General features: G+C 34.8%; 13 protein-coding genes. 1 reads left to right on the top strand and 12 read right to left on the bottom strand.

Going from position 1 to position 12180, the window contains the following annotated elements:
* The 11 genes from tuf to BM120_RS07210 all read right to left on the bottom strand — a co-directional run.
* Positions 1 to 965: elongation factor Tu (gene tuf / locus BM120_RS07255; protein WP_091994491.1), on the bottom strand; the 965-nt coding region annotated here is incomplete at its 3' end.
* 45 nt (positions 966 to 1010) lie between these two features.
* Positions 1011 to 1112, bottom strand: coding sequence for a hypothetical protein (locus BM120_RS11305; RefSeq protein WP_330389415.1), 102 nt, complete (start codon positions 1110 to 1112; stop codon positions 1011 to 1013).
* 17 nt (positions 1113 to 1129) lie between these two features.
* Complete coding sequence (locus tag BM120_RS07250) at positions 1130 to 1366, bottom strand: hypothetical protein (RefSeq protein WP_091994489.1); 237 nt, start codon at positions 1364 to 1366, stop codon at positions 1130 to 1132.
* A 27-nt stretch (positions 1367 to 1393) separates the two neighbouring features.
* Positions 1394 to 1957 carry an NYN domain-containing protein gene (locus BM120_RS07245; RefSeq protein ID WP_091994488.1) on the bottom strand — a complete coding sequence of 188 codons (564 nt, stop codon included), beginning with the start codon at positions 1955 to 1957 and terminating at the stop codon, positions 1394 to 1396.
* Positions 1923 to 2657 (bottom strand): 23S rRNA (guanosine(2251)-2'-O)-methyltransferase RlmB, encoded by a 735-nt coding sequence (rlmB, locus tag BM120_RS07240; protein ID WP_091994486.1) that lies wholly within the window; start codon positions 2655 to 2657, stop codon positions 1923 to 1925. The genes BM120_RS07245 and rlmB overlap by 35 nt, the downstream gene beginning before the upstream one ends.
* Before the next feature lie 11 nt (positions 2658 to 2668).
* The gene (locus BM120_RS07235) at positions 2669 to 3109 is read right to left on the bottom strand and encodes a Mini-ribonuclease 3 (protein ID WP_330389414.1); all 441 of its coding nucleotides are present in this window, start codon (positions 3107 to 3109) and stop codon (positions 2669 to 2671) included.
* Positions 3094 to 4497, bottom strand: coding sequence for a cysteine--tRNA ligase (gene cysS, locus BM120_RS07230; protein WP_091994484.1), 1404 nt, complete (start codon positions 4495 to 4497; stop codon positions 3094 to 3096). The genes BM120_RS07235 and cysS overlap by 16 nt, the downstream gene beginning before the upstream one ends.
* A gap of 35 nt (positions 4498 to 4532) precedes the next feature.
* Positions 4533 to 4994: an S-ribosylhomocysteine lyase gene (locus BM120_RS07225; RefSeq protein ID WP_091994483.1), complete on the bottom strand. Its 462-nt coding sequence runs from the start codon at positions 4992 to 4994 to the stop codon at positions 4533 to 4535.
* Positions 4995 to 5103: 109 nt separating this feature from the next.
* Positions 5104 to 7599: a cell wall-binding repeat-containing protein gene (locus BM120_RS07220; RefSeq protein ID WP_091994482.1), complete on the bottom strand. Its 2496-nt coding sequence runs from the start codon at positions 7597 to 7599 to the stop codon at positions 5104 to 5106.
* A 143-nt stretch (positions 7600 to 7742) separates the two neighbouring features.
* Positions 7743 to 8519 carry a TIGR03943 family putative permease subunit gene (locus BM120_RS07215; RefSeq protein WP_091994481.1) on the bottom strand — a complete coding sequence of 259 codons (777 nt, stop codon included), beginning with the start codon at positions 8517 to 8519 and terminating at the stop codon, positions 7743 to 7745.
* A 14-nt stretch (positions 8520 to 8533) separates the two neighbouring features.
* A complete protein-coding gene (locus BM120_RS07210) occupies positions 8534 to 10120 on the bottom strand; it encodes a permease (protein ID WP_091994479.1) in 1587 nt (528 codons plus the stop codon).
* Between the two features lie 218 nt (positions 10121 to 10338).
* Here BM120_RS07210 and BM120_RS07205 point away from each other — a divergent pair, with 218 nt between their 5' ends.
* A complete protein-coding gene (locus BM120_RS07205; RefSeq protein ID WP_091994478.1) occupies positions 10339 to 11289 on the top strand; it encodes a CobW family GTP-binding protein in 951 nt (316 codons plus the stop codon).
* Between the two features lie 108 nt (positions 11290 to 11397).
* On the opposite strand, the gene BM120_RS07200 is transcribed toward BM120_RS07205, so the two are convergent.
* Positions 11398 to 12180, bottom strand: coding sequence for a metal ABC transporter permease (locus BM120_RS07200; protein WP_091994476.1), 783 nt, complete (start codon positions 12178 to 12180; stop codon positions 11398 to 11400).

The following is a 12180-nucleotide window of genomic DNA, read 5'->3' as shown; positions in this document are numbered from 1 at the left end:
CTTCCACCCTCTTCTTTCTTCAATACGTATATTTCTGCTGTAAACTTTGTATGTGCATTTACTGTTCCTGGCTTTGCTAGAACCTGTCCTCTTTCGATTTCTGTTCTCTGCACTCCTCTCAGCAATGCTCCTATGTTATCTCCAGCTTCTGCTTGGTCTAGTAGCTTTCTGAACATTTCTACTCCTGTTACTACTACCTTTCTTGGTTCTTCTGTTAATCCTACTAGCTCAACTTCATCAGATACCTTTAATACTCCTCTTTCTACTCTACCTGTAGCAACTGTTCCTCTTCCTGTGATTGAGAATACGTCTTCTACTGGCATCAAGAATGGCTTGTCTATATCTCTTTCTGGTGCTGGAATATATTCATCTATTGTGTTGAAGAAATCTACTATTACTTCTCCCCACTTTGAGCTTGGATCTTCTAGTGCCATTAATGCTGATCCTCTTACTATCGGAGTGTCATCTCCTGGGAATTCGTATTCGTTTAGTAATTCTCTTACTTCCATTTCTACTAGCTCTAGTAATTCTTCGTCATCTACCATATCGCACTTGTTCAAGAATACTACTATGTATGGTACACCTACCTGTCTTGATAGTAGGATATGCTCTCTTGTCTGTGGCATTGGTCCATCTGTTGCAGCAACTACTAGGATCGCTCCATCCATCTGTGCTGCTCCTGTGATCATGTTCTTTACATAATCGGCATGTCCTGGGCAGTCTACGTGTGCGTAGTGTCTGTTTGGTGTTTCATACTCTACGTGTGCTGTTGAGATTGTGATTCCTCTTTCTCTTTCTTCTGGAGCCTTATCTATGTTGTCAAATGCAACTGCTTCTCCTAGATGATACTTTTCAAATAATGTCTTTGTTATAGCTGCTGTTAATGTCGTTTTACCGTGGTCAACGTGTCCTATTGTTCCGATATTAACATGTGGCTTACTTCTTTCAAATTTAGCTTTTGCCATTTTAAAATCTCCTCCTAAAAAATTTTCTCTGGTTGTATTTTACTATTATTCTCTATGATTTTCAAGTGATTTCTCCAATTTTCTCTTCACTCGCTGTATTGCATTATCAATAGCTTTTATATCTTTAGACAATACTTCTGAAATCATCCTATAGCTTAACCCTCTTAAATATAATATAAAAACTTTTTTTCAAGCTTACTCAAGCTTCGCTCAATAATATTTTCAAGGTATTCAAAATCCTTTTTACCAATGATCAGCTGTTCTGGATTTCCGTCTGGATTTTTCTTTTCTACTAGATAATTTTGGGCTTCGACATCTCCAAGCATTACCATTTCTACATACCTATAATCTTCATTTTCTCTACATGACCTCTCAAAATCTAATTCTATCTTAGAATCCAAAATCAAAACCTCCCAGTCCCAATACAGTCATTTTCTATTTCTTCTCATATTTTCAAGCCTATTTAAAATATCGCTATCTATTCTATTTTCGAGCCTATTCATATCATTATACTTCTTTGTCGTATTTTTATTGCTGTTTCTCAACTCTTCCTTTGCGTTATTCAAATCTCCAATTAGTTCCCTAGAGGAAATTCTCGTACATCCCTTTCCCAAAACTATCTGTTGCTCTGCATAATCGCTAGTTGCAACAGCAATTTCATCATACTTTGAAAGACCTGATATAAATTTTTCTATATAGCTGTCAGCGGTCTGATTTTCCCTGGTAAATATTACAGTTATGCCATGATGATTTTCAAGCTTCTCATCACATCCCTTTACATTATATGCATCAAATACCACATAGGCCTCATATCCCTTTAGTTTTGCATACTCTTGTATGCTGCTGATCAATTTATCTCTAGCCTCTTCCAAATTATCCTTTGATATCTGCTTTAATTTACTCCATGCATTGATTACATTGTATCCATCTACTATCAATATTTTTCTCGGCACAAATTTATTTTTTTTCATTTCTTTGCCTATATACTTCATACAACAAAATACCACCGGCAACGGATGCGTTGAGTGATGAAACATTTCCAGACATAGGCATTGATACTGTAAAGTCGCAATTTTTCTTCACCAGCCTTGATATACCTTTGCCCTCACTACCAACAACCAACGCCAGCGCTCCTGATAAATTTTGTTCATAGAAGGTTTTGCCGTCCATATCTACTGCGGCTATCCACAATCCATTTTCCTTTAATGTGTTGATGGTATTTACAATATTTGTAACAATGCATACTGGAACATATTCAACAGCTCCTGCAGATGCTTTCGCAACAACTGGAGTAATGTGTACACTCCTTCTTTTTGGAATGATTACGGCATGAGCACCAACAGCATCAGCAGTTCTGATGATAGATCCCAAATTATGTGGATCCGTTATCTCATCCAATATTATAAAAAAGGGATCCTCTCCCTTGCTTCTTGCAATCTGAAGTATTTCATCCAATTCATAATACTTGTATTCAGTTGTCAATGCAATTACCCCTTGATGAGAATGACTCTCTGACATTTCATTTAGCTTGTGTCTATCTACATTCTGAATAACTATGCTCTTTTCTTTGGCAATGGCGATAATTTTTTTTATCGAGCCTTCCTTCGAGTCTTTGTTCACAAGAATTTTTTCTATTTTTCTATCATTTTTTAATGCTTCCAATACTGGATTTCTTCCCTCTATCAAAGCCATTTCTTCACCACCTATCTGTTTTCAATGGCTTGAATTGCCATCAAAACTATAAATTCCAATCTATCTGTATCGCCCTTCAAATATAGATACCCTATCAAAGACTCGAATCCAGTGGCGTGTCTATAGTCAATTATACTGGCATTTTTTGCTCCAGTTGACTTTTTATGATTACGACCTCTTTTATAGATGGTGGTTTCTTCCTCAGAAAGAATCCCCTCCATCGACTTTATTGCCTTTGACTGAGCGGCTGCACTTACATACATAATCGCAGACCTATGTAGCTCATTAATCTTAGTATATATACTTTTCTTTATTAGATATTCTCTGATATATGTTTCGTAAATCGTATCTCCCAAATAAGCAAGAGTAAGAGGAGATATCCTCAATAGCTCCTCTTTGCTCAATTCACGTAAATTTATTCCGTCTTTTTCCATAGCTACATCTTTTTCCACTTGACACCCTGTCTTGTATCTTCAATTGAAATTCCCATAGATGTCAATTCATCTCTTATTTTATCAGCCAACGCAAAATCCTTCGCTTTTTTGGCTTCAGCTCTTTTTTCAATCAAGTCTTCTACCTTTTTAACTAATTCTTCATCAAGGTCGTCTGATTTTTGTGCTATATTTAATACATTTGTCAGCTCATAGAACATATCAAGATTGCACTTTATAAATTCTTTTGAGGAAGCTTCAAGCACATTCGTATTCATAAACTTCGCTAGTTCAAAGATCGTACTTATGGCATCAGCAGTATTCAAATCGTCATCCATAGCCTCTATAAACTTATCTCTGAAAGATTCGATAGTAGGAATTAGCTCCTTTTCTTCAGCACTAATTCCTTCTACTGTCTGATTACTCAAAATAAATTCTGCTCTATCTCTGGCATTTGTCAATCTTTCTAATCCAGATTTTGCCTGCTCCAATATTGTATCACTAAAATTCACAGGATTTCTGTAGTGAGTTGACAGCAAGAAAAATCTTACCAATCCAAGATCATAAACCTCTGATATATCTCTCACTGTAAAAAAATTCCCCAATGATTTGCTCATCTTTTCGCCATCCACATTTATATATCCATTGTGCATCCAATATCTTGCAAAAGTCGCATCATTAGCACACTCACTCTGTGCTATTTCATTTTCATGGTGAGGGAACTGAAGATCCTGCCCACCAGCATGAATATCCAATGTATTACCCAAATATCTTCTAGACATTACAGAGCATTCTATATGCCAGCCTGGTCGTCCTTCTCCCCATGGACTCGGCCATCCAGGTTCCCCTTCCTTCTTTGCCTTCCATAAAACAAAGTCAAGTGGGTCTTCTTTTTTGTCATCCACATCAATTCTGGCACCTAATTCCAATTCCTCTATATTTTGATGAGATAGTTTTCCATATTCATCAAATTTTCTAGTCCTGAATAGAACATCACCTTCAGACTCATATGCAAACCCTCTGTCCACCAAAGTCTGAATAAAATTTATAATCTCTTCTATATTGTCTGTAACCCGAGGATGCACATTTGCTCGTTTTATTCCCAAGCCATCACAGTCAACAAAATATTCTTCTATATATTTTCTAGACACCTCTTCTGGAGAAATCCCTTCCTCATGACTCCTCTTAATAATTTTGTCATCCACATCAGTAAAATTCTGAATGTATGTAACCTCGTAACCTCTGTATTCGAAATATCGTCTCAATGCATCGAATACAGTAAATGGTCTCGCGTTACCCAAGTGTATATAGTTGTATACAGTAGGTCCACAAACATACATCTTCACCTTTCCTGGCTCTAGAGGTATGAATTCTTCCTTTTGTCTAGTCATTGTATTATATACTCTCATCGAAAACCTCCGTCTACTTATCAATTAGTAATTTTTTATTTTTCCCCGTATATATTTAATGAAAAGCCTTCTTCTAGCACTTTTCTAGCATACTTTTGTGCACCTTCCAGAGAAAGATCTCTGTAGTTTCCACATTCTTCTTCTGAAGCAGCTGGAATATTTTCGGCTACTAAAACCATCTCCAAGGATTTTTCAAGTCCAGCTTTAACATATGATGGCTCCACATCACCCCACATAATCAGATAGTATCCTGTCCTGCATCCCATAGGAGATAGGTCAATAACACCATCCATATTATCTCTCAAAAATGTAGCCAATAGATGCTCTAGTCCATGAATGGCATTCGTTTCAAATACCTCTTTGTTCGGTTGCAAAAATCTCAAATCGAACTTTGTGACCTTGTCTCCATTTTTTCCATCTAGAACACAACACTTCCTTACATAGGGTGCCTTTACCTTAGTGTGATCGAGTTGAAAGCTTTCAACATTAGATTTCATAATAATAACCTCTTTTCATAGCAATTAAATTCCAAATCAATTTCTATTACTTGTATTGTTTATTTCACTTATATTTTTACTTGTTCTTCATTATATTTATTCATATTTTCTATTTTTGTTTATCCCTCATCAAAAGGAGCTCGGTAACTGCCATACTGTTGTTTCCATTACCAACCTGCACGATTTTATCTATTTTTTTCTTTTCAAGAACTCTTTTTTGTTCAGCTGACAGTCTTCCATGAGTTAGCACTATTGGAGAGTTTTCACCAGCGGCATATGCTCCAATCGCCAAGCCATCTATCAACATGCCTTGGTTTCCATAGCCATCCTTTGCGACGAAAACCTGCTTCAATTCACTGCTAGTATAAAACCTTTCGATAATCCTTGCATTAGTATCGTTTCTATCGATTCCACTAACTCTGGCAGGATTTTTTAACTCGCTTTCTATGCTTTGCGGAACAGAAGATTCTCCACCTATAATATATGATGATAAAACACTCTCAGAAGATTTTAGCTCTGAAGGAATATTAACCCTTCCTTTTTCATTTGATAGGATAATAGGTATATTTTTCTCTCCAGAAACAGGTGAAAAGCTTATTGCATCTGCCAACCCTTGATATCCATTTACAACTGCATACGCATTTACTTTAGAGCCATCTACAGACAGTATTTTCTGAGCAATCCTGTTGCTAGTCTCAAATCTGTCCTTTCCATATATTCTCTCAACACCAAAGCTTTGTTTTTTCAATTCATCAGCAACAGAGCTGGATATAGAATTTTCTCCGCCTATTATTATTATATTCTTCGCCCCCAAACGCTTTATTTCATTCATGACATTTTTATTTATAGAATCTTTCTCAGTCAGCAATATAGGTGCGTTTAACAACCTTGTCAGAGGGGTAGATGTCAGAGCATCAGCTATTGCATTTCCATTTACCAAAAATACATTTTCTGCACTAGACCATCCATTTGCCGAAACCCTAATCGCTGTTTCATATCTATCCTTGCCAGCCAAAATATTTGCGCCTCCAATGCTTTTGGTTATTCCCTTTATCACTACATTAGATGGATAATAGGTGCTTACTCTATTTAAATCTACAAATCTTCCCTTTGAAAGTATGTATGATTGACCATAGCTTGCTTTAGATACAAACATTTTATAGTTTTTTACATTCTTTTCAAGTCCAATACTTGATTTTTTTGACTGTGATGAATTATCTATCTTTACACATATCGATCCATTTCCAGTCGGAAGAATATAGTTATCAATGTCAGCTGTTATATATCCGGAAAATGGCACCACTCCTGATTTTATAAGCATTCTCTTATTGTAGCTAGGTGCTCCATTCTCCTCTGGTGCATAGTATATCTCATAGTTCGCTCCAATACTATCAGTAGCAAACATCACGCCTTGAAGAACTTCATTCTGTCCGAAATTGAATTTATTTGCAGCAATCACTACATCAGATGAGAGAGTTGAAGACATCGAATATTCATGCTGATATATCCTTTGCCCTTTGTCTTTCTGTACTCTGGCGATTGCATAATTATCAGAATATGACAACAAGGTCTTGTCCTCATATGAAATCCAAAGGTATCCATTTTCCTTGTTGTAATTTCCCCAGCTGTTTTTTATCAGCCAAGCTCCATTACTTTTTGGCTTTACCTTTCCAGTAAATCTATCTTTTGAAAAATTATCATCCCAGCCTACAATGGCTATCGCATGAGTCTGTCCCAGTGCTTCGTCACAATAAAATGCTGTCGAATCCTGACTCATATATTTTGCATCGTCATAGTAACCAGATGTAATGGCTCCATATTTCAAAATTGCATTTTTTACAGAGCTTCTGTCAGTAGCTACATTCACAACATCCAAAACATTATATCCCAGCCTTGGAGCAGAATCAAAGTTTGCAGGCTTTTTTGCACCCTCATCAGTAGTCATATTGCCATTATATGGTATGTCAGACTCTAGCTTTGGACCTTGCCATGAAGTAAAATAACCCATTGAAGTTTCATTTGTAGAGCCTTCAGAATCACCAATCCTCCAGTTAAAAGTACCCTCCTTTGCCCACCATCTCATATGCTCTTCAGAAAGGTCATATGCTCCAAGATTACTCTTATTTAGAAAGCTTTCAAGAGCTGCATTTCCCGCAAATGACCAACATATACCAAGCTTTAACTGATTTTTAATGCTGGTCATCAAATTAAATTCTCTTGGATCAAACTTGCTAGACTCAGCAGTTATACCACTTACACTTTTACTACTATCAGTCAATTTAGTTCCATTAAAATCAAAAGGATCTGTCTTTATCATTTCAGAATTATTATTCGTAATGACTTCCTCTTGCTTATTACTTGGCTTATAGTTATCTTGGTTTTCAGTTTGTCCTGAAATAAGCTCTGCCTGTACTTGTGGCTGTGAAACGGTACTACTTGAGCCTATGTTCCCTGAAGTAACTCCCTCATAGCTATATACCGGATTTTGACTTCTTTCATCAGCATTTGAAAATGAGAAAGAGCATCCAGAAGAAACAATTACTGATACAAGAGAGACACACACTATTTTTTTTATTAATTTTTTACCACTACGTTTATATGTCATTTTTATCTCCTAATCACTATCTTATAAATAAACTTATCCATCTACATAATACCACGAAATATCAATATTTTCAACTTATTGATATACACACAAGGACTCCAAAAGAATCTCATTTTCGTGGTATTTATACTTTTTAATCACGCCTATTGAATATATACAAATTTGTCCTTTGGTTCATCAGTCTTCGTGAATTTCACATTAAAAATAATTGGAAGTCTTTCATAATTATATTCCCTATAATTATTCTCTTTAATCTCCCCTTCGACAATATACCACTGACCTCTTTTCAGATTGTGCGTATCCTTCTCTTCGTAAATAAATCCACAGGTTTGAAGGTCAGCCATACAACACAACATGCCCATTCTTCCAATGACAGCAAAATCACCATTATTCTGCTTGTCATCAAGCACACAGCACAAGAGTCTGAATTTTGTGCCCTTATATCTTTTCCAGTCTAATATAGAATCATAATACCATTTCATGTACTTTACATCCGTTATGTCTATATAGTCTTTTCCTCTTTCCTTTTTGTATACCGTCCTCTTTATCTTTTCAGTTCTATTTATTCCACTTGAAGCACCAGTACCTCCAGCCTTCGACTCAGCTTTGATTACGCTTGGTGATTGAGTCGTCGATAGCATTGCCACAACAAGATCCTTAGACATATAAAAAACCATCATCAAGGGTATTATCACGATAAAATACCTACAAAGATTATTCATATGTCTTGGCTTAAACAATTTAGACATCGAGAAGACCGCAATAGCTATCAATATGATTGCAGAAATCGCCAAAATAGTATTAAATTTCGGATGAACAAACAGATTCAGTCTCCCGTTTTGTAATCCCACGAGGATGAGTGCAGAAAGAAAAAGCTCTATCAGAATCTGTATCAGTATCTCTAAATTAATTCTATTCATACTCACTCTCCTCCCTAAAAAAATCTATACCAATTTCCCATAATTGAGAAAATTAAAAATGATATAGTTAAAACCAAAAATATTAAAAATACTATAAATCGCTTCTTAAATGTTCCCAACAAAACAGAAATGTTTGTAATATCCAGTATTGGTCCCACTACCATAAATCCCAAAACCGAATTTGCAGGCATCATATTGACAAACGACCTAGCGATAAAAGAATTCGAGGTAGAGCATACAGAAATGAAAAATGCAGCAATCAACATTACTATTACCGAAAGCATATTGATGCTATTTATCTGCATATACACATGCTTTGGAATCAACACTTGCAAGCACGCAGATATAAAAGCTCCAACTACAATATAGGCTCCAATTTTAAAAAGCTCTTTTTTTGAGTGAATCACAATTGCCTCTATATATTTTATTTTTCCAGTTTTTTCAGCACCTGCAAGCATTAAATCATCCATTACAAAATCGCTGAAATTATGCTTCTCAAAATCATCCCTTATTACGCTCATCCTTTTTAGCCGTTCAATAAACATTAGAATGAGCCCAACTATAAAAGCAATAACCAATCCAAAAACAGCTCTCAATATCACCACATTAGGATTATTTGGAAACGCATAGTAAGTCGAAGCTATTACTATTGGATTTACAGCAGGTGCTGCCATCAAAAAAGTAATTATAACAGGTATTGAATATCCTTTTTTTGCAACCGATGTAGCTATTGGAATCATTGCACAATCGCATACCGGAAAAAATATCCCTCCAAACAGCGCCAAAAATATCGATTTGAAACCTGATTTTGAAAAAATATTATTCAGTCTATTTTGTGGTACGAAAATCTGTATAATACTCGAAACTATCGCTCCAATCAGAAGAAATGGCAAAATCTGCACCAGTAGACTCAAAAAAATTCCCAGCACCTTTTGAAATATCCCACCATAAAAACTCGGAAAAACATTTTTTATAACTAAAATAACGGAATTTAGCATCAAAAACAATAACGCAAATTTTATTATTTCTCTATCAGATCGAGTTATCTGTTCACTCAGAATACCTTTTTTTCCCAAATATAAATCATCATAATTTTCGATTGAGCAACCTCTGTTTATTCGCTTGATTACCTTCTTCTTTTTCTCTACTATCAAAAAATCTTCATTATCTACTTTGGTAAAAACCACCCAATCCGCATGTGAAATCTTGTCGACAATAAACCTACTCATATTGGAAAAATAAGAGTCCATTGTCCTGAAATCCAATGCTGTGATGACATTTCTAATATAATATCCGTTAGAGTAACAGACTTCAAGAACCTCAGATAAATCCCAGATTCCATTGTATTCTATGATAATATAGTCTGGATTATATTCATCTACTATTGATTTTAGATATTCACTATTGATTTTATCTTTATCAAAAATATCGATAACATTAATATTCTCGATATTTTTGTAGTCATCATAAGAAACTATTCCATATTCGCAATTTATTATCAGTATATTGTCATAAATTTTCGCTGCTTCTTCCTTAATTATTTTCTTGACCAAGGTCGTCTTTCCGCTTTGAAAAAAACCAGAAACTATATCTATTTCCATTTTTTATCACCTCATTTATCATAAAAACTCCCTATTATAATACTACATAAAAAAACTTAGTTTTTGATTAATTCCGCAAAATATTTGCGATTTTATTGAAAGTAATTCAAAAAATAATGTATAATATATTATTGGTATTGATATTTACTATTGAAATTTTCAACAAATTACAGAAATACAAAGCTACGCTACAGCCATATTATATGAGGAGGAAAACTATGAAAAAAACTGAAATAGAAATTATATCAGGATTTTTGGGATGTGGAAAAACCACTTTCATAAAAAAAATAATAAATGAATCAGAAGATTTTTCAAACACTGTAATTCTTGAAAACGAGTTTGGTGAAGTGAGTATAGATGGTGAGATATTACAAAGAGAGGGTGTAAAAATCAAAGAAATAAATGCTGGATGTATATGCTGTTCAGTAGCTGGAGATTTTGCAAAGGCTTTAATAGAAATCAAAGATGTGTTCAATCCGGATAAAATAATTATAGAGCCTTCTGGTGTTGGGAAATTATCAGAAATAATCTCCATTTGTAATAAATCCCCTGAAACCTTTCAGATAAATAAAATTATTACTATACTAGACCTGAATAACTTTTTTATGTTTTTAACGAATTTTGGCGAATTTTATAGAGATCAAATAGAAAGCGCAAATATGATTATTTTCAGTCGATTTACAGATGCAGTAAATTCCGGAGCTAATCTGGTAAATATAGAAAATAAAATACGAGAAATAAATCCAAAGGTAAATATTATTTCTAAGGAGTGGGACAGTTTTTCAATTGAAGATCTATTCGTTGAGAAAAAGAAAATGAAAAAATTAGATATGTTTAGTCATCACCACCATCATCATGAGGATGGACATTGCTGTCACTGCTCTTCAGAAAACAAGGAATCAAACAACAGCTTCGAAAGCATTACAATAACGATAAACAATGAAATTTCAAGAGAAGCTCTGACAAACATATTAAATAATTTTGAATCTGGAAAATATGGAGCTATTATTCGTTCAAAGGGTAGCGTCCCTATTGAAAAAGGTAGTCTTCAATTTGACTATGTACCCGGAGAAATCAGAATAGATGACAAACCATATGATGCAAAATTTCATGTGGTTATAATCGGAGAAAAGTTGGATAGAAAAGCATTAGAAGAAGTATTTTCATAATGTATCCTATTTAAATCTACTCCTCCCTATGTAAAAAGTATCCAGCATTATACTGGCTTGAAAATAAATGCTCGGATACTTTTTTTCATAGATTTCCTTATATGATTCTTATTTTTTTAACGACATAGATATTATCAATGCTATAACTCCAGTTAAAACGATCGTTCCACCTGGCTTTAATCCCAAGTAATAAGATAGAGTCAAACCAATAATCGTAAAACTAATTGCGAAAATAATAGCCAACAACACAGTCATTTTATAGCTTTTCGAAAATCTCATAGAACATGCAACTGGAATTACCATAAGTGATGAAACTATAAGAGCTCCAACTGCTCTAGCAGCAATAGAAACCGTAAAAGCAGTCAATACTGTAAAGATAACATTGACAAATCTTACTGGTATTCCGATTAATTTCGCTCCCACCTCGTCAAATGAAAAATACAAAAGCTCCTTATACAGCAAAAGATATGAAATCATCACAAGCACAGAAAGCAGTACCACTAAGCATAGCTCAAAATCTGTTATCGCCACAATGCTTCCAAATAGAAAGCTGCTAAACCCAGATGAATTGCTCGAAAATCCGGAAAGAACACCCGCCAAACCAATTCCTGCTGACATCACTATGGCGATGGAAATCTCCGAGTATTGAGGAAATTTCTTTCTTATAAAATCAATTCCAAATCCAGAAAATACCGTTATTATTATCGCACCAACGATTGGATTAATCCCCAATATCAATCCCATAGCCACGCCAGCTAACGATGTATGTGAAAGTGCATCTCCAATCATAGAAAGCCTCTTTAGAACTATAATAGTTCCTATACATGGTATAATAATAGCCAACAAAATTCCCACGATAAACGCACGTCTCATAAACTCATACTCAAACAT

This window comes from Peptostreptococcus sp. D1 (assembly GCF_900112955.1).
In the GTDB taxonomy this organism is placed as follows: domain Bacteria; phylum Bacillota; class Clostridia; order Peptostreptococcales; family Peptostreptococcaceae; genus Peptostreptococcus.
Note: the sequence above shows the minus strand (reverse complement) of the source record. Positions and strands in the feature narration are given on the sequence as shown.

Coding starts and splice junctions, on each gene's coding strand:
- BM120_RS11305 (WP_330389415.1), bottom strand. CDS start 1,112: ATGATTTCAGAAGTATTGTCTAAAGATATAAAAGCTATTGATAATGCA.
- BM120_RS07245 (WP_091994488.1), bottom strand. CDS start 1,957: ATGAAGTATATAGGCAAAGAAATGAAAAAAAATAAATTTGTGCCGAGA.
- rlmB (WP_091994486.1), bottom strand. CDS start 2,657: ATGGCTTTGATAGAGGGAAGAAATCCAGTATTGGAAGCATTAAAAAAT.
- cysS (WP_091994484.1), bottom strand. CDS start 4,497: ATGAGAGTATATAATACAATGACTAGACAAAAGGAAGAATTCATACCT.
- BM120_RS07225 (WP_091994483.1), bottom strand. CDS start 4,994: ATGAAATCTAATGTTGAAAGCTTTCAACTCGATCACACTAAGGTAAAG.
- BM120_RS07220 (WP_091994482.1), bottom strand. CDS start 7,599: ATGACATATAAACGTAGTGGTAAAAAATTAATAAAAAAAATAGTGTGT.
- BM120_RS07215 (WP_091994481.1), bottom strand. CDS start 8,519: ATGAATAGAATTAATTTAGAGATACTGATACAGATTCTGATAGAGCTT.
- BM120_RS07210 (WP_091994479.1), bottom strand. CDS start 10,120: ATGGAAATAGATATAGTTTCTGGTTTTTTTCAAAGCGGAAAGACGACC.
- BM120_RS07205 (WP_091994478.1), top strand. CDS start 10,339: ATGAAAAAAACTGAAATAGAAATTATATCAGGATTTTTGGGATGTGGA.
- BM120_RS07200 (WP_091994476.1), bottom strand. CDS start 12,180: ATGTTTGAGTATGAGTTTATGAGACGTGCGTTTATCGTGGGAATTTTG.